21 protein-coding genes, 1 tRNA gene and 4 pseudogenes are annotated in these 19459 nt (G+C 33.9%); 15 read left to right on the forward strand and 11 right to left on the reverse strand.

The features are described from left to right. Positions 1–471: 471 nt before the first annotated feature. From EDD62_RS08980 to EDD62_RS09020, 9 genes are all read left to right on the forward strand, one after another. Positions 472–542, forward strand: a tRNA-Cys gene (locus EDD62_RS08980). Positions 543–700: 158 nt separating this feature from the next. Next, positions 701–1159: a CopY/TcrY family copper transport repressor gene (locus EDD62_RS08985; RefSeq protein ID WP_123808809.1), complete on the forward strand. Its 459-nt coding sequence runs from the start codon at positions 701–703 to the stop codon at positions 1157–1159. 105 nt (positions 1160–1264) lie between these two features. Next, positions 1265–3721, forward strand: a complete 2457-nt coding sequence (locus EDD62_RS08990) for a heavy metal translocating P-type ATPase (protein ID WP_123808811.1) — start codon at positions 1265–1267, stop codon at positions 3719–3721. A gap of 18 nt (positions 3722–3739) precedes the next feature. Beyond that, on the forward strand, positions 3740–4024 hold the full coding sequence (locus EDD62_RS08995) for a glutaredoxin family protein (RefSeq protein ID WP_018615963.1): 285 nt from the start codon (positions 3740–3742) through the stop codon (positions 4022–4024). A gap of 212 nt (positions 4025–4236) precedes the next feature. Beyond that, entirely contained in the window at positions 4237–4446 is a 210-nt protein-coding gene (locus EDD62_RS09000; protein ID WP_123808813.1) for a copper ion binding protein, read from the forward strand. 63 nt (positions 4447–4509) lie between these two features. Beyond that, a complete protein-coding gene (locus tag EDD62_RS09005) occupies positions 4510–5034 on the forward strand; it encodes a hypothetical protein (protein WP_123808814.1) in 525 nt (174 codons plus the stop codon). Between the two features lie 38 nt (positions 5035–5072). Continuing rightward, positions 5073–5351: a glutaredoxin family protein gene (locus EDD62_RS09010; RefSeq protein WP_107523608.1), complete on the forward strand. Its 279-nt coding sequence runs from the start codon at positions 5073–5075 to the stop codon at positions 5349–5351. A gap of 314 nt (positions 5352–5665) precedes the next feature. Further along, positions 5666–6595, forward strand: a complete 930-nt coding sequence (gene trxB / locus EDD62_RS09015; protein WP_123808816.1) for a thioredoxin-disulfide reductase — start codon at positions 5666–5668, stop codon at positions 6593–6595. 37 nt (positions 6596–6632) lie between these two features. Continuing rightward, on the forward strand, positions 6633–6944 hold the full coding sequence (locus tag EDD62_RS09020; RefSeq protein ID WP_123808818.1) for a thioredoxin family protein: 312 nt from the start codon (positions 6633–6635) through the stop codon (positions 6942–6944). Between the two features lie 71 nt (positions 6945–7015). Here the strand turns inward: EDD62_RS09020 and EDD62_RS09025 are convergent. Together EDD62_RS09025 and EDD62_RS09030 are read right to left on the reverse strand one after the other, a co-directional pair. Further along, a pseudogene (locus tag EDD62_RS09025) lies at positions 7016–7345 on the reverse strand (IS30 family transposase); the annotation flags it as partial. Between the two features lie 53 nt (positions 7346–7398). Continuing rightward, positions 7399–8073 (reverse strand): annotated as a pseudogene (locus EDD62_RS09030) (IS6-like element IS257 family transposase). A 192-nt stretch (positions 8074–8265) separates the two neighbouring features. Here EDD62_RS09030 and EDD62_RS09035 point away from each other — a divergent pair. Further along, positions 8266–8625 carry a DUF3021 family protein gene (locus EDD62_RS09035; protein WP_414731079.1) on the forward strand — a complete coding sequence of 120 codons (360 nt, stop codon included), beginning with the start codon at positions 8266–8268 and terminating at the stop codon, positions 8623–8625. A 426-nt stretch (positions 8626–9051) separates the two neighbouring features. On the opposite strand, the gene EDD62_RS09040 is transcribed toward EDD62_RS09035, so the two are convergent. From EDD62_RS09040 to EDD62_RS09055, 3 genes are all read right to left on the reverse strand, one after another. Then, positions 9052–9357, reverse strand: coding sequence for a hypothetical protein (locus EDD62_RS09040; RefSeq protein WP_123808822.1), 306 nt, complete (start codon positions 9355–9357; stop codon positions 9052–9054). A gap of 658 nt (positions 9358–10015) precedes the next feature. Further along, positions 10016–10456 (reverse strand): NUDIX domain-containing protein, encoded by a 441-nt coding sequence (locus EDD62_RS09045; protein ID WP_002476233.1) that lies wholly within the window; start codon positions 10454–10456, stop codon positions 10016–10018. A 722-nt stretch (positions 10457–11178) separates the two neighbouring features. Beyond that, positions 11179–11853, reverse strand: coding sequence for an IS6 family transposase (locus EDD62_RS09055; protein ID WP_118003383.1), 675 nt, complete (start codon positions 11851–11853; stop codon positions 11179–11181). Between the two features lie 15 nt (positions 11854–11868). On the opposite strand from EDD62_RS09055, the gene EDD62_RS09060 reads away from it, so the two are divergent. The 3 genes from EDD62_RS09060 (at position 11869) to tet(L) (ending at position 13963) form a co-directional block, all read left to right on the forward strand. Continuing rightward, complete coding sequence (locus EDD62_RS09060) at positions 11869–12387, forward strand: protein rep (RefSeq protein ID WP_282957931.1); 519 nt, start codon at positions 11869–11871, stop codon at positions 12385–12387. A gap of 103 nt (positions 12388–12490) precedes the next feature. Next, positions 12491–12553: a tetracycline resistance efflux system leader peptide gene (locus tag EDD62_RS09450; RefSeq protein ID WP_012779615.1), complete on the forward strand. Its 63-nt coding sequence runs from the start codon at positions 12491–12493 to the stop codon at positions 12551–12553. A gap of 33 nt (positions 12554–12586) precedes the next feature. After that, complete coding sequence (gene tet(L), locus EDD62_RS09070; RefSeq protein WP_001574277.1) at positions 12587–13963, forward strand: tetracycline efflux MFS transporter Tet(L); 1377 nt, start codon at positions 12587–12589, stop codon at positions 13961–13963. 117 nt (positions 13964–14080) lie between these two features. Here tet(L) and bleO read toward each other — a convergent pair whose 3' ends face one another. The 4 genes and pseudogenes from bleO to EDD62_RS09090 all read right to left on the reverse strand — a co-directional run bounded on the left by bleO (position 14081) and on the right by EDD62_RS09090 (position 16208). Continuing rightward, positions 14081–14485 (reverse strand): bleomycin binding protein, encoded by a 405-nt coding sequence (gene bleO / locus EDD62_RS09075; RefSeq protein ID WP_001242578.1) that lies wholly within the window; start codon positions 14483–14485, stop codon positions 14081–14083. Positions 14486–14701: 216 nt separating this feature from the next. After that, complete coding sequence (aadD1, locus tag EDD62_RS09080) at positions 14702–15463, reverse strand: aminoglycoside O-nucleotidyltransferase ANT(4')-Ia (protein WP_001014230.1); 762 nt, start codon at positions 15461–15463, stop codon at positions 14702–14704. 168 nt (positions 15464–15631) lie between these two features. Next, positions 15632–15778, reverse strand: a complete 147-nt coding sequence (locus EDD62_RS09085) for a hypothetical protein (RefSeq protein ID WP_001817822.1) — start codon at positions 15776–15778, stop codon at positions 15632–15634. 46 nt (positions 15779–15824) lie between these two features. Next, positions 15825–16208: pseudogene (locus EDD62_RS09090) on the reverse strand (DDE-type integrase/transposase/recombinase). Positions 16209–16315: 107 nt separating this feature from the next. Here EDD62_RS09090 and EDD62_RS09300 point away from each other — a divergent pair. Together EDD62_RS09300 and EDD62_RS09275 are read left to right on the forward strand one after the other, a co-directional pair. Further along, positions 16316–16864: pseudogene (locus tag EDD62_RS09300) on the forward strand (protein rep). Positions 16865–16917: 53 nt separating this feature from the next. Then, a complete protein-coding gene (locus EDD62_RS09275) occupies positions 16918–17091 on the forward strand; it encodes a hypothetical protein (RefSeq protein ID WP_170152820.1) in 174 nt (57 codons plus the stop codon). A gap of 376 nt (positions 17092–17467) precedes the next feature. On the opposite strand, the gene EDD62_RS09100 is transcribed toward EDD62_RS09275, so the two are convergent. After that, the gene (locus EDD62_RS09100; protein ID WP_002495128.1) at positions 17468–17797 is read right to left on the reverse strand and encodes a hypothetical protein; all 330 of its coding nucleotides are present in this window, start codon (positions 17795–17797) and stop codon (positions 17468–17470) included. A gap of 15 nt (positions 17798–17812) precedes the next feature. Continuing rightward, on the reverse strand, positions 17813–18337 hold the full coding sequence (locus EDD62_RS09280) for a hypothetical protein (RefSeq protein WP_170152821.1): 525 nt from the start codon (positions 18335–18337) through the stop codon (positions 17813–17815). Positions 18338–19459: the final 1122 nt, after the last annotated feature.

The following is a 19459-nucleotide window of genomic DNA, read 5'->3' on the forward strand; positions in this document are numbered from 1 at the left end:
GTTCAATTAGAAACGCCTGATCATTTGCACGATAATTCTATCTTGTGTAAGGTGCAAGCTAAGTCATCTGGACACCACCATCACTAAAATGAATTGTAATTGAATCAACAATAAAAATAGATGTCATGTATTTGTGTTTTTTAGTTTTTGTTTCATGGAATTAATTATGGGTGGTTGTCTTGATATCAGGATAACCACTCTTATTTTATTTTTTCTTCGGCTATTGCGAAATATTTATACGGTGCTATAACTAAGTGGGAAGGCAATGGGCTGAAAGGCTTTAATCGATACAATCCATTTACCCCATTTACTTTTATTAATACCGATATTATAAAATCGATAATAAATGATGATTATAATAATAAAAATTACTTGACAAAAATAGACTACAGTTGTAATCTATATATGCCGGTAGATTACAACTGTAGTCGATAATGTGCGAGACCATAAATGCATTACTATAATTTATATGGTGGTATAGCCAAGTGGGAAGGCAAAGGTCTGCAAAACTTTGATCGCCGGTTCGAATCCGGTTACCACCTTCATTATGATTGATGTCAGTGAACAGAACCGATAATAAATTGTAAAGGATAGTTATAACAATAGTGAAAGAGAAAAAGAGACTTGACAAAATCGATTACAGCGGTAAACTAATGCTATATAATTCGATTACGCATGTAAATTAATGAGAGGTGAGATTATGAACACAGAAGTAGATTCTAAAATTACAGATTCCGAATGGGAAGTTATGCGTGTCGTATGGGCACAAGATAACGTTACGAGTAAAGAAATTAGAAAAGTTTTGGAGCAAAAGAAGAATTGGAAACCTGCGACTACCAAAACTTTTATTGGGAGACTTGTAAAAAAAGGAATGCTTCATACAGAAACAGAAGGAAATAAGTATGTTTATTCCACTAATATAACTGAAAATGAATTTATCAAAAGTACTCTAAATGAAACTTTCGATAATATTTGTAATAAAGACGTTGGTAAAACAATAGTGGATTTAATTTCAAAATCAACGCTGAGTTTTCAGGATATAGACAGACTGGAAAAAGTACTTGAAATGAAGAAGAAAGATGCGGTTGAAGAAGTCCCTTGCACATGTGTTCCTGGACAGTGTAATTGTAAGGATGATAACTGTTCACCAAAACACTAAAATATCGTAGAAAATCAAAATATGAAGAAAGAGTGAGAAACATGAATAAAACACCCTTTAAAATATGAAACTGAACCAGATAATTAAAAAAGGAGATGAAAATGAATGGCAACAAAAACATTTAATATAGAAGGTATGACTTGTGCATCTTGTGTACAGACAGTTGAAAAAGCGACCAAGAAATTGCCCGGTGTACAAGAATCTAATGTAAATTTAGCTACTGAAAAATTAAATATCAGTTTTGACGAGAATGCAGTATCCGCACAAGATATTCAAAATGCCGTAAATAAGGCTGGGTATAAGGCGTTAACAGACGTGGAGCAGAAATCATTCGCTATAACTGGTATGACTTGTGCATCATGTGTTCAAACTGTTGAAAAAGCAACAAGAAAAATGGATGGTGTCATTGAATCTAATGTAAATTTAGCTACAGAAAAACTGACAATCCAGTATGATCCGACAGTTGTTTCTGTGTCAGATATTACTCAAGCAGTTTCAAATGCAGGGTATGAAGCACATGAAGATTTGGAAACGCCAGATTCAGTCAATGAGGAAAAAGATAAAAAACAACAGAAAATTAAATCCATATGGACACGATTTTTGGGTTCAGCAATTTTCACTATTCCCCTGTTCTATATCGCGATGGGGCACATGATAGGCTTACCATTGCCAGAAATAATTGATCCAATGGTGAACCCTGAATGGTTTTCACTAATACAACTTATATTAACGATACCAGTTATGATTTATGGCTTGAATTTCTTCACGGTAGGATACAAAACACTATTTAGAGGACATCCAAATATGGATTCTTTAGTTGCCTTAGGAACTAATGCTGCGTTCGTCTACAGTTTAGGGGCAACAATAGCGATTTGGTTAGGTCATACCAGTTATGCAGGAAATCTATATTATGAGTCTACAGCGGTAATCCTTACGTTAATTACACTAGGTAAATATCTTGAAGCTCGTTCTATGGGCAAAACATCGGCAGCAATTGAAAAACTGATGGGGTTGGCTCCAAAAACAGCAATGGTTGTGAGAAATGGAGAAGAAGTAGAAATCTCAGTTGAGGAAGTAGTGGCAGGTGATACTATAATCGTTAAACCTGGTGAAAAAATACCGGTTGACGGTGTTGTATTAGAAGGAAAAACATCTATTGACGAATCCATGTTAACGGGAGAAAGTATACCTGTAGAAAAGAATGCAGGCGATAATGTTATAGGTGCAAGTATCAATAAGAATGGTACTATCCGATATAAAGCAACCAAAGTAGGTAAGGATACAGCCTTATCACAAATTATTAAGTTGGTAGAAGATGCACAAGGCTCAAAAGCACCGATTGCTAAAATGGCTGATATTATTTCCGGATATTTTGTGCCGATCGTTATCGTGCTTGCTATTATTTCGGGTTCAGCCTGGTATTTCGGAGGAGAAACAGGACTCTTTGCTTTAACAATTGTTATTTCCATTTTAATTATTGCATGCCCATGTGCGCTTGGTCTAGCAACGCCGACTGCAATTATGGTTGGTACTGGTAAGGGTGCAGAAAACGGTGTATTAATTAAGAGCGGTGGAGCACTTGAAACAACGCACAAAATTCAAACGATTGTTTTTGATAAAACAGGTACAATTACCGAAGGTAAACCTAAAGTTACAGATATTATCACTGTAAACGGAATCTTAGAAACAGAATTATTACAACTAACAGCATCTGCTGAAAAAGGTTCTGAGCATCCGTTAGGTGAAGCAATTGTTAAGGGAGCAGAAGAAAAAGCACTAGACTTTATGAAAACAGAAAACTTTAATGCTATCCCTGGACATGGAATTGAAGTAACTGTAGATGGCAAAGTAATACTAGCCGGAAACAGAAAATTAATGGATGTACGTAATATTTCTTTAGATACGCTGGCAATTACATCAGATGAGCTAGCCGGTCAAGGAAAGACCCCTATGTACATTGCCATTAATAACCAAATTGCGGGTATTATTGCAGTTGCTGATACAGTCAAGGAAAATAGTCTAAAAGCAATTGAAAAACTTCAAAAAATGGGAATCGAAGTAGCGATGATTACTGGAGACAATAAAGGTACAGCTGAGGCTATTGCCAAGCAAGTTGGAATTGATCGTGTGTTCAGTGAAGTATTACCAGAAGATAAAGCAAATGAAGTGAAAAAACTCCAAGCAGAAGGTAAGAAAGTGGCTATGGTTGGAGATGGTATTAATGATGCACCAGCCCTTGCACAAGCAGATATAGGAATAGCTATTGGTTCAGGTACGGATGTTGCCATGGAATCTGCAGACATTATATTAATGAGAAGTGATTTAATGGATGTTCCAACAGCCGTCGAATTAAGTAAGTCTACTATTCGAAATATCAAACAAAACTTATTCTGGGCATTTGGATATAACATATTGGGTATTCCGTTTGCCATGGGTATTTTCTATCTCTTTGGTGGACCATTGTTAAACCCAATGGTTGCTGGAGCTGCAATGGCCTTAAGCTCTGTTTCAGTATTATCAAATGCTTTGCGTTTAAAACGATTTAAACCGTCTGCTGTTTAATAGGAAGGAGAGATTAAAGTGGAAGATAAATTTGAACTTGAATTATATACTAGGCCCACATGTTCAGACTGCCAGGATGCGAAGAAGTATCTAAAATCTAATAGAATCCACTATGCTGATAAAGATGTAAGCAAAAATCTCAGCTTAGAGGAAGATTTAAAGGAGATATCTGGGAATCGAATCGTTCCAATGTTTGCTTTTTATAAAAAAGGGTTAGTCGGCAAAAGAAAGCTAGTCAAATATTTTATTGGTTTTGAGAATAATAAAAATGAAATAGTGAGTATATTAAAAAAAAATCAGTAAATCTTTTCAGTATAATTTTTAATTATCCTACCCCCAGAATGAAATTGAATTTACTTTAAGGAGGTGGTGTAAAAAGGGTTAGTAAAATGATACTACCCAGGTGCTATATCAAATAAGAGATAGCATTTTTAAAACAAAACTATATACCTTACGGGGGTAAGGTAAGTAATGTTCATCAGTTAAAATTAATAAAAAATAAAGGAGGAATTTATATGCAACAAGTAACATTAAATGTACAAGGAATGACATGTGGATCTTGCGCCAATAAAGTTGAAGGACGTGTAGGTAAACTCACTGGAGTTGAATCTGTAAAAATCCACCTTTCTGAAGGAGCAGTGGATGTGAAATTCAATGAGAGTATAGTTGAATTAGAAGAAATCAAAGCTGCCATTAAAGATACAGGTTACGAAGTTACGGCGTAATCTACCGAAAAATATGTAGAAAAATCATCTCGAAAGTCGAAACATTATTCTCATGAAAAAGAAATGCATTTTATTCTGATCTCTAACGATTTGGAAGAGTATTATCATCTCCATCCTGAAAAAGAAGAGGAAGGAAGATTTCGAGTTAATCAAGCCTTAGAAGATGGAACATATCAAGCATTTGTTGATATTGTGCCGGAAAACAAAGCTTATACACCTGCTCCAAACCTATTACAGGTTGGAACAGAAGAAACAGCCAAAGCACATTTACATGCGGATAATGAATGGACAAAAGAAGTAGAGGGAAAAACAGTGACCTTAGAAGAAGTGGAAGCAATAGCTGGAGAAGAGGTACCTTTGAATTTTGATATGCATGGGGAACAGCCAGAAACACACCTTGGTGCTTTAGGTCATGTAGTAATTGTGGATGAAGGAGCAGAAGAATATATTCATGTTCATCCGGCTTCAGAGGACTCCACCACATTCAATGCTCATTTCACCGAACCAGGCATGTATAAAGTATGGGCAGAATTTAAATTTGATGGGGAAATTCACGTATATCCATTTGTATTAGAAGTAAAAGAGTAAATCATTTTTATATAGACCGAATGGAAGGGGAGAGATAAATGGCTAAGTATCAACTGGAAATCTATACAAGACCAACTTGTTCTGATTGCCAAGACTTGAAAAAATTCTTGGAAAAACATCGGATACCACATAAACAATATGATTTAACTAAGCAGCCGGAAAAAGAAAAAGAGTTGAAAAATCGAACAGGGGCTAGAGTGGTTCCCGGAATTGTCTTTTCTCAATCCTCCATTTTAGGTCTAAGAAAAACAAGAAAAAGTATGACAGGATTTGAAATGAATAAAGAGGAGATCAAACGGCTCTTAGAAGTTGGATAATGAGTGGTTTATCATATGACACCTAGTTTAAGGAGGTGATATAAATGGCTAAACCAACGTGCTCTTGCTGCTCACCAAAAGAATCAGCAAAGGCTGAGAATGCAAAAACAGATCAGCCAAAAGATTCATCGAAGAAATAACGTAAAAGGCAATCCTAGTATGGTAAGTTTCTCTTTCTGATATTAAATCGTCTGCTGAAACGATTGAAAGGAAAATTCAGGTTGATAGCCTAACATTCAGTGAAGGCACAGTTTATCTATCCTTCACTGAATGTCCTTTTAAAATATATAAATTTTTAAATGAAGAGGTGGATTATGTATAAAACAGTCATTTTAGGAACAGGTCCTGCCGGTTTAACATCTGCCATTTATTTAGCCAGAGCAAATATGGAACCATTAATCTTAGAAGGTCCAGAACCAGGTGGACAGTTAACATTAACAACAGCGGTCGAAAATTATCCGGGTTTTTCTGATCCAGTGATGGGACCAGAATTGATAGAGACTATGCGAGCACAAGCTAAACGATTTGGAGCACAATTTAAAACAGCCTTAGTAAAAAATGTAGATTTTTCAAGTCGTCCCTTTCGGTTGGAAGTAGATGGTCTCGGGGAAATTCAAGCGGAATCTGTTATCGTTTCTACGGGTGCTCGGGCGAAAATGTTGGAGATTCTTGGAGAGGCGGAAAACTTTGGTCGCGGTGTAAGTACATGTGCAACATGCGATGGTTTCTTCTTCCGTGACAAAAAAGTGGTGGTTGTTGGCGGTGGGGATTCTGCCATGGAAGAAGCTTTATTTTTAACAAAGTTTGCGAAAGAAGTCCATGTGATTCATCGCAGAGATCAATTGCGAGCCTCCAAGATTATGCAGGATCGTGCAATGAATAATGAGAAAATATCTTGGATTTTTAATAGTACTCCAGTAGAAATTCTTTCTCAAGATAGTCAGGTCACGGGGGTTCGCCTTAAGAATAAAGAAACCCAGGAAGAACAACTTATTGAAACAGATGGTGTCTTTCTGGCTATCGGCCATATTCCCAATACTCATTTTCTAAAAGGGGCCATTGATATCTATCCAAATGGTTATATAAAAGTGGAACCTGGTACGACAAAAACCAATATACCTGGTGTGTTTGCAGCAGGTGATGTGCAAGATCAGAGATACAGGCAGGCTATCACAGCAGCTGGAACAGGCTGCATGGCTGCTATGGATGTAGAGACATTTATAGAGACAAACCCTTTAACGTAAATCTTTTACAAAAGGAGATGGAAAGGAGGTATTTGTAGTGGTTAAGGAATTGAGAGCCAATGAGTTTAACACATTGGTAAAAGCAGAAGACAAACCTGTTGTATTGAAATTTACCGCAGACTGGTGCCCGGGTTGTAAGCAACTAGCTCCTATTTTTGAATCGGTTGCAGAAGAGTTGGAAGAGATTGCATTCTATCATGTTGATGTGGATAAAGAGCTAGAGTTTGCCCAGCAGTATCAAGTAATGAGTATTCCAACTTTAATTCTTTTCAAAAAAGGAGAAGAAGTAGATAGAGTAACTGCACCAGAAGCATGTGAAGAAGTCGTTCGAGATTTTTCATTACAATAATAGAGGTTAAAGTTAAGATACAATCGTTCATGGTGAAGGAGATATCTCTATGCTAAAGGAATCTTCGTTTGTCAAAATAAGCTAGACAATTTGCCTACATCCATGTAACTCATAAATACTTCCAACGGGGTTTGGTAACCCAGTGACTTTCTCGGGATATGATTCCGCCTGGCAGCAGCTGAAGCAACGAACCGCTGGTCCACTTCATTGAAATCCAATTGTTTGGGCAGTCCATCCTTTCGAAGCATTCCATTGGAATGTTCATTCAGACCGCGTTGGGACGGCGTGCCCGGATCCGCGAAGTAAATGGAGACATCATTGTGATTGCTCATTGTCTGCCAGTTTGAAAATTCCTTGCCACAGTCGAATGTGATGGACTTGAACAGATTTCTGGGGGTTCTGTTGCAAAGTAAAAAAATATAGCTAACCACTAATTTATCATGTCAGTGTTCGCTTAACTTGCTAACATGATGCTAATTTCGTGGCATGGCGAAAATCCGTAGATCTGAAGAGACCTGCGGTTCTTTTTATATAGAGCGTAAATACATTCAATACCTTTTAAAGTATTCTTTGCTGTATTGATACTTTGATACCTTGTCTTTCTTACTTTAATATGACGGTGATCTTGCTCAATGAGGTTATTCAGATATTTCGATGTACAATGACAGTCAGGTTTAAGTTTAAAAGCTTTAATTACTTTAGCCATTGCGACCTTCGTTGAAGGTGCCTGATCTGTAATTACCTTTTGAGGTTTACCAAATTGTTTAATGAGACGTTTGATAAACGCATATGCTGAATGATTATCTCGTTGCTTACGCAACCAAATATCTAATGTATGTCCCTCTGCATCAATGGCACGATATAAATAGCTCCATTTTCCTTTTATTTTGATGTACGTCTCATCAATACGCCATTTGTAATAAGCTTTTTTATGCTTTTTCTTCCAAATTTGATACAAAATTGGGGCATATTATTGAACCCAACGGTAGACCGTTGAATGATGAACGTTTACACCACGTTCCCTTAATATTTCAGATATATCACGATAACTCAATGCATATCTTAGATAGTAGCCAACGGCTACAGTGATAACATCCTTGTTAAATTGTTTATATCTGAAATAGTTCATACAGAAGACTCCTTTTTGTTAAAATTATACTATAAATTCAACTTTGCAACAGAACCAGAAAAAGCTAATTCAATTATTGCAATGTGGAATTGGGAACGACGAAACTATTTTATAAAAGATTAATGCAACAAACGGGCCAGATTGTTTAATAGTGACCTTCGATGGCAAAAAAGAGAGAGGTGGAAAAAAGTGTTGGTTATCAATGCTCTTTTAAGAGGTGGAATACCCTTTATTATTATGGGTGGAATCGCTTTACTACTTAATTATCAAGAAAAATATTCAGATGCTAAAAGCACATTTTTTGCAAGTTTAATCGTTTTTTTTGTTGGTGCAGCAACCGTAATTTATAATATAGACCATTGGAGTTTAACTAAGCAAAGTGTTGTTCATTTTTTAATCATGCTAATAACTGTTTATCCTATATTGCTATTAAGTGGATGGTTTACAATAGCTTCTGTATTTGATGCGTTAAAAGTATTTCTTGTTTTTGTTTTGGTTGGTGTGATTTTATGGATTGTCATGTTTATATTAGCAAAGGTTTTTTCATGGTGATAAATAGGTGTTCCATTAACGGGCGCGATTGCTGCATAAAAGATACGAGAGATTTCTCTTGTATCTTTTTTATTTTGAGTGTTTTTGTCCGTTACACTAGAAAACCGAAAGACAACAAAATGACAAAAATAAATTGTTTTTGTTTTTTTAGCCTCTGCGAGAACTAAAAAGCGATTAAACGGCACGTTTACCCAGTTTTTTAATGCAATTTAAAAAATTGCATATAACTGGGCAGTGTTTCAAAAACGAAAAATAACACTGGTGTGATTAAAAAATAAAATTTGAGTTTTAAGGGTGTCTTTAGGCTTAAATTTTATTTTGAGTTATAAAATATCATTTAAATTAAAAGATGAGCTAATAAGGGGAAAATTTTAAGTCTGAGAGCAAAATAAATTTTCTCAGAATAAATGCGTCATTTAAAGCTAGTTAATCATCTATACTTAATTTAAAAATTTCTTCTTTCTTATCAGTTAATTCTTTAAATATAATTTTCGGCTTTTTTTCAGAAACCAATATGTCAAAAGCCTCATTATAGATAGCTTTTGCTTCTTTAGATTTAGATTTAGAAACTCTACTATAAATATTTCCTATCTCTTCAAGTAAACTAGCGCTTTTTTTATAGTAAACTAAGTCTTCTTTATTCGTTTCAAGGTCAACAAAACCATTTCTAATTCCATATTTTAAAGCGTAATAAAGTAAAATAGCCGAAAATATTATATATATAAATATCAAATTAATACCTCCCTTTTTTAATAAACTGTATCACAATAGTTATTGTTTTTCAGGTCTATTTTCATCGTTATAATCTAGTTAATTCCCGTAAGGGCGCATCTATGCGTCGTAACGACGCGATGCAAAAATTTTTGATAAATTTTTTTATTCTACCTGCGTAGAATTTTAAAAAATTATCATGAAAAAAATAGCAGTTTTAAAAAATTTATTTTTATTTTTTGATTAAAAAATGGTTTTAATTTTTAATCAAAAATAAAAATCTAACAAGCGAAAGCGCGTTAGTTTTAGACGAAAAAAATCGCCTTTTTCTTTCAATGCCGAGAAAATTTATTGTGCGTTGAGAAGAACCCTTAACTAAACTTGGAGACGAATGTCGGCATAGCGTGAGCTATTAAGCCGACCATTCGACAAGTTTTGGGATTGTTAAGGGTTCCGAGGCTCAACGTCAATAAAGCAATTGGAATAAAGCAACTAATTTTGGTAATTTGATAAAAAAAGGAGGGGGATATTGAGTAAGTTTTTAAAATATTTAATTTCAGCTATTCTTTTCACAATTGGCACATTTATTTTAATTGGGTAATCGGAAAATAGTGTGGAAATTTTTATCTGAACCCCTCTTTTTACTAATCCCCCCGTTAACTTAACAAGGATTTACTTTTTAACGAATAAAAGCTAAGTCATCATTGGCAAGGGCGTCATTTAACCATTGAGGATGCATTTTCAATAAGTCTCTTGGTAAACTTTGTTGTTCAAAAAATTGAATTTCTTGTGACTCAGAAGAATTACATCGTAGTTCACCCCCAGTAATTTCAGCAAGAAAACAAGTTGTTATAAAATGCACTACTCTTCCATTTGGATAAGTAAAAACCTGAGAATCAGGCTCAGAGTACACACCTATAAGCTTTTTAATTCTAATATCTAAATTGGTTTCCTCTTTTATTTCTCTAATAGCTGCTTCAGAAACTGTTTCCCCTATTTCTATATGTCCTGAAGGAATACCCCAAAGTCCTACATCGGACCTTTTTTGCAACAAAACTTGGTTCTCCTCATTCAAAATAATAACTGCAACACCAGCTTTCAAATCATCGATCCTTTTCATACGATAAATACCTCCTAAATAATAAAAAAAGAGCCGAAGAGAAAGATTTCAACGCATAACAACTACGCTGAACCTTCCCCCTCGGACCTTTTATGTCAATAGGTGCCTTTTACATATTGTAAAAGATGTAGCCCTCGGTCACTGACCTACCTAGATAGCGGAACCCTAGCTACAGTTTTCTAGTTCATTTTTATGCTACCACAATTACTTAGAAAATAAAAGATACTCTTCAACTAGCCTGACCTTAGTTTAGCAAAAATCTACCAGCTATAATGTTTTTCCACACGATAATCCGAATACCCTTTTAATTTTTGTTTTTGATTACTTGAAGCTAACTCCCAATGATAGTGGTTTTCTTAGTAATTTAAGTAACTTAGAATTGTTTTCTTTTTTCAATACACCTGAATTTAATGGTCTTTTTGTTTTATGTTTATTTATTTCTGCTTTAATTCTTATTTTTGGTTTATTGAGTGGTTTTAAAAAAGAGAGTGGCTCCTAATTTTTACTCTCTTTTTTAATTTTTAGAAACGAGTTGAAAACGAGTTTCTTCTTGTCTTGATACTATATAGAAATAACGTTCTTTTTTAAAAACATGGTTTGTCGTTGATATGACAGTGTTTTTATATATTTTGGAGTTGAAAAGAAAATTTGACATGAAAAAACCGGTTCTGTTGCAAAGTAAAAAATATAGCTAACCACTAATATGTCATGTCAGTGTTCGCTTAACTTGCTAGCATGATGCTAATTTCGTGGCATGGCGAAAATCCGTAGATCTGAAGAGACCTGCGGTTCTTTTTATATAGAGCGTAAATACATTCAATACCTTTTAAAGTATTCTTTGCCGTATTCATACTTTGATATCTTGTCTTTCTTACTTTAATATGACGGTGATCTTGCTCAATGAGATTATTCAGATATTTCGATGTACAATGACAGTCGGGATTCAGTTTAAACGTTTTAATAACTTTAGCCATGGCTACCTTCGTTGAAGGTGCCTGATCTGTAATCACTTTTTGAGGTTTACCAAATTGTTTAATGAGACGTTTGATAAACGCATATGCTGCATGATTATCTCGTTGCTTACGCAACCAAATATCTAATGTATGTCCCTCTGCATCAATGGCACGATATAAATAGCTCCATTTTCCTTTTATTTTGATGTACGTCTCATCAATACGCCATTTGTAATAGGCTTTTTTATGCTTTTTCTTCCAAATTTGATACAAAATCGGAGCATATTCTTGAACCCAACGGTAGACCGTTGAATGATGAACGTTGACACCACGTTCCCTTAATATTTCAGATATATCACGATAACTCAATGCATATCTTAGATAGTAGCCAACGGCTACAGTGATGACGTCCTTGTTAAATTGTTTATATCTGAAATAGTTCATACAGAAGACTCCTTTTTGTTAAAATTATACTATAAACTCAACTTTGCAACAGAACCAGATAATTCTTATAATCAGCACATGCATGTATTGGTATGTGTGGAACCAACTTATTTTAAGAATACAGAAAACTACGTGAATCAAAAACAATGGATTCAATTTTGGAAAAAGGCAATGAAATTAGACTATGATCCAAATGTAAAAGTTCAAATGATTCGACCGAAAAATAAATATAAATCGGATATACAATCGGCAATTGACGAAACTGCAAAATATCCTGTAAAGGATACGGATTTTATGACCGATGATGAAGAAAAGAATTTGAAACGTTTGTCTGATTTGGAGGAAGGTTTACACCGTAAAAGGTTAATCTCCTATGGTGGTTTGTTAAAAGAAATACATAAAAAATTAAACCTTGATGACACAGAAGAAGGCGATTTGATTCATACAGATGATGACGAAAAAGCCGATGAAGATGGATTTTCTATTATTGCAATGTGGAATTGGGAACGGAAAAATTATTTTATTAAAGAGTAGTTCAACAAACGGGCCATATTGTTGTATAAGTGATGAAATACTGAATTTAAAACTTAGTTTATATGTGGTAAAATGTTTTAATCAAGTTTAGGAGGAATTAATTATGAAGTGTAATGAATGTAACAGGGTTCAATTAAAAGAGGGAAGCGTATCATTAACCCTATAAACTACGTCTGCCCTCATTATTGGAGGGTGAAATGTGAATACATCCTATTCACAATCGAATTTACGACACAACCAAATTTTAATTTGGCTTTGCATTTTATCTTTTTTTAGCGTATTAAATGAAATGGTTTTGAACGTCTCATTACCTGATATTGCAAATGATTTTAATAAACCACCTGCGAGTACAAACTGGGTGAACACAGCCTTTATGTTAACCTTTTCCATTGGAACAGCTGTATATGGAAAGCTATCTGATCAATTAGGCATCAAAAGGTTACTCCTATTTGGAATTATAATAAATTGTTTCGGGTCGGTAATTGGGTTTGTTGGCCATTCTTTCTTTTCCTTACTTATTATGGCTCGTTTTATTCAAGGGGCTGGTGCAGCTGCATTTCCAGCACTCGTAATGGTTGTAGTTGCGCGCTATATTCCAAAGGAAAATAGGGGTAAAGCATTTGGTCTTATTGGATCGATAGTAGCCATGGGAGAAGGAGTCGGTCCAGCGATTGGTGGAATGATAGCCCATTATATTCATTGGTCCTATCTTCTACTCATTCCTATGATAACAATTATCACTGTTCCGTTTCTTATGAAATTATTAAAGAAAGAAGTAAGGATAAAAGGTCATTTTGATATCAAAGGAATTATACTAATGTCTGTAGGCATTGTATTTTTTATGTTGTTTACAACATCATATAGCATTTCTTTTCTTATCGTTAGCGTGCTGTCATTCCTGATATTTGTAAAACATATCAGGAAAGTAACAGATCCTTTTGTTGATCCCGGATTAGGGAAAAATATACCTTTTATGATTGGAGTTCTTTGTGGGGGAATTATATTTGGAACAGTAGCAGGGTTTGTCTCTATGGTTCCTTATATGATGAAAGATGTTCACCAGCTAAGTACTGCCGAAATCGGAAGTGTAATTATTTTCCCTGGAACAATGAGTGTCATTATTTTCGGCTACATTGGTGGGATACTTGTTGATAGAAGAGGTCCTTTATACGTGTTAAACATCGGAGTTACATTTCTTTCTGTTAGCTTTTTAACTGCTTCCTTTCTTTTAGAAACAACATCATGGTTCATGACAATTATAATCGTATTTGTTTTAGGTGGGCTTTCGTTCACCAAAACAGTTATATCAACAATTGTTTCAAGTAGCTTGAAACAGCAGGAAGCTGGTGCTGGAATGAGTTTGCTTAACTTTACCAGCTTTTTATCAGAGGGAACAGGTATTGCAATTGTAGGTGGTTTATTATCCATACCCTTACTTGATCAAAGGTTGTTACCTATGGAAGTTGATCAGTCAACTTATCTGTATAGTAATTTGTTATTACTTTTTTCAGGAATCATTGTCATTAGTTGGCTGGTTACCTTGAATGTATATAAACATTCTCAAAGGGATTTCTAAATCGTTAAGGGATCAACTTTGGGAGAGAGTTCAAAATTGATCCTTTTTTTATAACAGGAATTCAAATCTTTTTGTTCCATTAAAGGGCGCGATTGCTGAACAGATTAATAATAGATTTTAGCTTTTTATTTGTTGAAAAAAGCTAATCAAATTGTTGTCGGGATCAATTACTGCAAAGTCTCGTTCATCCCACCACTGATCTTTTAATGATGTATTGGGGTGCAAAATGCCCAAAGGCTTAATATGTTGATATAATTCATCAATTCCCTCTACTTCAATGCGGCAACTAGCAGTACCAGCAATAAACGACTCCGCACCTGTACAAACCGGTGAATCATTACTACGAGAGCGCCAGCCTTCATCACTTGCCTCCCATAGATGAATCCGAACCTCATTACACATTAGAACTGCGAATCCATCTTCATGGTGAACCAAAGTGAAACCTAGTTTATCGCAATAAAAACCTATACTCTTTTTAATATCCCCGACTGGCAATGCCGGGATAGACTGTAACATTCTCACGCATAAAATCCCCTTTCATTTTCTAATGTAAATCTATTACCTTATTATTAATTCAATTCGCTCATAATTAATCCTTTTTCTTATTACGCAAAATGGCCCGATTTAAGCACACCCTTTATTCCGTTAATGCGCCATGACAGCCATGATAATTACTAATACTAGGAGAAGTTAATAAATACGTAACCAACATGATTAACAATTATTAGAGGTCATCGTTCAAAATGGTATGCGTTTTGACACATCCACTATATATCCGTGTCGTTCTGTCCACTCCTGAATCCCATTCCAGAAATTCTCTAGCGATTCCAGAAGTTTCTCAGAGTCGGAAAGTTGACCAGACATTACGAACTGGCACAGATGGTCATAACCTGAAGGAAGATCTGATTGCTTAACTGCTTCAGTTAAGACCGAAGCGCTCGTCGTATAACAGATGCGATGATGCAGACCAATCAACATGGCACCTGCCATTGCTACCTGTACAGTCAAGGATGGTAGAAATGTTGTCGGTCCTTGCACACGAATATTACGCCATTTGCCTGCATATTCAAACAGCTCTTCTACGATAAGGGCACAAATCGCATCGTGGAACGTTTGGGCTTCTACCGATTTAGCAGTTTGATACACTTTCTCTAAGTATCCACCTGAATCATAAATCGGCAAAATAGAGAAAAATTGACCATGTGTAAGCGGCCAATCTGATTCCACCTGAGATGCATAATCTAGTAGAATCTCTTCGCTATCAAAATTCACTTCCACCTTCCACTCACCGGTTGTCCATTCATGGCTGAACTCTGCTTCCTCTGTTGACATGACACACATCATCTCAATATCCGAATAGGGCCCATCAGTCTGACGACCAAGAGAGCCATAAACACCAATAGCCTTAACATCATCCCCATATTTATCCAATATTCGTTCCTTAATTTCATGAACAATCTTCATTCTTTCTTCTCTAGTCATTATTATTGGTCCATTCACTATTCTCATTCCCTTTTCAGATAATTTTAGATTTGCTTTTCTAAATAAGAATATTTGGAGAGCACCGTTCTTATTCAGCTATTAATAACTCGTCTTCCTAAGCATCCTTCAATCCTTTTAATAACAATTATAGCATCTAATCTTCAACAAACTGGCCCGTTTGTTGAACTACTCTTTAATAAAATAATTTTTCCGTTCCCAATTCCACATTGCAATAATAGAAAATCCATCTTCATCGGCTTTTTCGTCATCATCTGTATGAATCAAATCGCCTTCTTCTGTGTCATCAAGGTTTAATTTTTGGTTCTGTTGCAAAGTAAAAAAATATAGCTAACCACTAATATGTCATGTCAGTGTTCGTTTAACTTGCTAGCATGATGCTAATTTCGTGGCATGGCGAAAATCCGTAGATCTGAAGAGACCTGCGGTTCTTTTTATATAGAGCGTAAATACATTCAATACCTTTTAAAGTATTCTTTGCCGTATTCATACTTTGATACCTTGTCTTTCTTACTTTAATATGACGGTGATCTTGCTCAATGAGATTATTCAGATATTTCGATGTACAATGACCGTCGGGATTCAGTTTAAACGTTTTAATAACTTTAGCCATGGCTACCTTCGTTGAAGGTGCCTGATCTGTAAATACCTAATGATGAACATTTACACCACGTTCCCTTAGTATTTCAGATATATCTCGATAACTAAGTGCGTATCTTAGATAGTAGCCGACGGCTACAGTGATGACGTCCTCGTTAAATTATTTATATCTGAAATAGTTCATATAGCATACTCCTTTTTGTTAAAATTATACTATACATTCAACTTTGCAACAGAACCAAAAAATTGATAATGAAAGTTGAAAAGAATTTAATAGGTTTTATGAGAACTACTGAAGTTACAGTTAATAAAAAAGACGGTTCTTATAATCAACATATGCATGTTTTATTTTGTGTTAATAATGATTATTTTAGGTCTAAAGATAATTATATAACTCAAAAGGAATTTATCTTTATGGCAAAAAGCATTAAAAGTTGATTATAAACCAGTAGCTAATATTAAAGCTATAAAGCCTAATAAAAAAGTGATTCTGATATTCAAGCAGCAATTAAAGAAACATCAAAGTATTCAGTTAAAGCAGCTGATTATTTAACGAGTAATCAAGAAAAAAACTTAGAGATTGTTTCAGATCTTGAAGAAGGACTTTATAAAAAAAGAATGATTTCTTATGGTGGTTTATTAAAAGTTAAACATAAAGAATTGAATTTAGATGACACTGAAGACAGAAATTTAATTAATGTTGATGATGATAAAATTTCGGAAGAAGAAGAAAAAGCGAATTCAATTATGGCGATTTGGAATTTTGAAAAACAGAATTATTTTTTAAAAAAGTCGTACTAAAATAGCATGACTTTTATAGCTTATATTTAAATACAAGTTTTAGGAGGGATCTTATGTCTAGACATGCAAATATTGTTATATCTATACTTATTTTTATATTATTTATTGTTATGTTTAATGGAATATTCAATGATGGATCTGAATATCAAGGAATAATTAATATTATTGCTTTGGTATTAATTTTGTTATTAGCAATTTTTGCTTATTTTAAAAATAGAAGTCGGTAAAGATAAGAGTAGTTTTAAACTACTCTTATTTTATTTTTAAAATAATAATAAAATGACAAAACAAACTGATTTTTATTTCTCAGCCTCTGTGAGAACTAAAAAGTGATTAAACGGCACGTTTACCCAGAAAAACATGCAAAAAAAATTGGAAAATTTTATTTGCATGTAACTGGGCACAGTGTGAAAAAAATAAAAAATCACACTGGTGCGATTAAAAATAAAATTTATTTTAAGGTAAAAATATCATTTAAATTTAAAGATGAGCTAATAAGGGGCAAATTTTAAGTCTGAGAGCAAAATAGATTTTGATTTTTATCAAAACAAGAAGAAACTCGTTTCACTCGTTTAAAAAGCCCTCCTAAAAGAGGGCTTTTTATTAATCATTATTCAAAATATAATCTATTACATCAACATGAAGTTCACTGTTTCTATAACCTTCCAAAACATCATCAACTTGCTTATTTGGAATTTCAGGAACTTCTCTTATATCACATAAAACTTCTTTAAACTCTTTTTTGGTTACTTTATCCTCGTTCATTGTTAATTTAAATAAATAATCATTTAACTTCTTAATTTCATGAACGCTATAACCGTAACGTAATAAAACTAAATCTTTTGTTTTTAGATCAGGTGCTAATTCTTCTTGTAAAACATCTATAGATTGCTTAATTAACAACAATTTAGACTCTAATTCTTCATTATTCATTCAAAATACACCCTCTTATATCAAAAATTGACCTACTTGAGATACCCAGTAAGCAATGCTGCGGGCAGAAGAGTCTTTTATACCAGTTCCCATTAACGCTTGAGCAACTTGACCTTCTACATTCCCCCATGTTGCTTGTTCTTGTTTTAAAATGTTATTTAAAGTCGGTTCAACATATTTATCCCAACGTTTTTCTAAAGACTTACCAGCACGAGGACTTATCTTTTTAACTCCTGAAAAAACAGCTTCTTTGTTTTTTATCATTGCCTTAATTCCTTTTTTTACAGCAAAAGAACCACCAATTCTTTCTGAAGACCCTTCTTTAAGATTAGTCGGCAAATTATTAATAGTCTGTTCAGTTACATATTCAGGATTTCGAAACAAATCATCTAAAGCTTTATTATCTTTTTCAATTTCTGCACTCGAGTTACTAACTGCCTTTTGTGTTTCTAATGATTCACTTGCACTAGCCATAGGACTTACCGTTGTTAATAAAATCGCACTCGCTAACAATGTTCCAAATGATTTTTTTAGTTTCAAAATAAAAACCCCTTGGCTTTAATTTTACTCCCAATTTTTTAAGATTATCCCTAAGCTAACCATATCATATTATTGCTTTATTTCAATTGCTTTATTGACGTTGAGCCTCGGAACCCTTAACAAACTCAAAACTTGTCGAATGGTCGGCTTAATAGCTCACGCTATGCCGACATTCGTTTACAAGTTTAGTTAAGGGTTTTTCTCAACATCAATAAATTTTCGCGGCATAAATTTGTTATTTAAAGCTAGTTAATTTCTGTAAGGGCGCATCTATACGTCGTAACGACGTGATGCAAAATTTTCGATCAAAAATTTTAATTCTACCTGCGTAGAAATTTATAAAAAAAATAAAAAATATATAGATTTTGAAAAAAATAAACATGAAAAAATATCAGTTTTTAAAAATCTAGCAAGCAAAAGTAAGTTAGTTTTAGACAAAAAAGTCGTTTTTTTCATGATTTTTTCTTATCTTGAATTTAAATTAAACAAAGCCCTGTTGGTAATAGGATACCAACAGGGCTTTGTTTTCTATATTACATATACTAAGTGTAAAATATATCTAATTTTAAAATTATAGATAGATTCTTTTTCAAAATATTAATGCTATAAATAACAAGAACACAATTATATTAATAGGGATTATAGTTAACCCCATTTTCCTACCTTTTTCTGAAAGAGCATATCTATTATTTAAAAATATTTCAGTAATTAATGTTGAAAATATTATAGCTATAGACATTATCATGTATAAATTTATATTCTCCCAAAAGATAATGGAAAACATAGCTAAAAGAGTTATCATTGATAGAGTAAAGTAAAAGTTATTTATAAACCTACTCATTATTCTCACCTCAAAATATTAACATAGATAAGAACCAGCTAAATATAAACCGGCAATTCCTGTGGATACTCCCCATCCAACAGAACCAATATTATATTGAACATAAGGTAGCATAGTAATTACGTTTGTCGGATGATCTAAACTTATATTTTTATTTTGATTCTTAGAAAACTTGATGACTCATTTGAATGTTATAGTTTCTAATTGACATATAATTTAGCGTCATGTAAGTTATATATATGAAAACATGAATATATGTTCATATACATAGGTATATTATA

Origin of the sequence: Abyssicoccus albus, assembly GCF_003815035.1 — a bacterium.
GTDB lineage: Bacteria > Bacillota > Bacilli > Staphylococcales > Abyssicoccaceae > Abyssicoccus > Abyssicoccus albus.

Coding starts and splice junctions, on each gene's coding strand:
- EDD62_RS08985 (WP_123808809.1), top strand. CDS start 701: ATGAACACAGAAGTAGATTCTAAAATTACAGATTCCGAATGGGAAGTT.
- EDD62_RS08990 (WP_123808811.1), top strand. CDS start 1,265: ATGGCAACAAAAACATTTAATATAGAAGGTATGACTTGTGCATCTTGT.
- EDD62_RS09000 (WP_123808813.1), top strand. CDS start 4,237: ATGCAACAAGTAACATTAAATGTACAAGGAATGACATGTGGATCTTGC.
- EDD62_RS09005 (WP_123808814.1), top strand. CDS start 4,510: ATGCATTTTATTCTGATCTCTAACGATTTGGAAGAGTATTATCATCTC.
- EDD62_RS09010 (WP_107523608.1), top strand. CDS start 5,073: ATGGCTAAGTATCAACTGGAAATCTATACAAGACCAACTTGTTCTGAT.
- trxB (WP_123808816.1), top strand. CDS start 5,666: ATGTATAAAACAGTCATTTTAGGAACAGGTCCTGCCGGTTTAACATCT.
- EDD62_RS09045 (WP_002476233.1), bottom strand. CDS start 10,456: ATGAAAAGGATCGATGATTTGAAAGCTGGTGTTGCAGTTATTATTTTG.
- EDD62_RS09055 (WP_118003383.1), bottom strand. CDS start 11,853: ATGAACTATTTCAGATATAAACAATTTAACAAGGACGTCATCACTGTA.
- EDD62_RS09275 (WP_170152820.1), top strand. CDS start 16,918: ATGTCTAGACATGCAAATATTGTTATATCTATACTTATTTTTATATTA.
- EDD62_RS09100 (WP_002495128.1), bottom strand. CDS start 17,797: ATGAATAATGAAGAATTAGAGTCTAAATTGTTGTTAATTAAGCAATCT.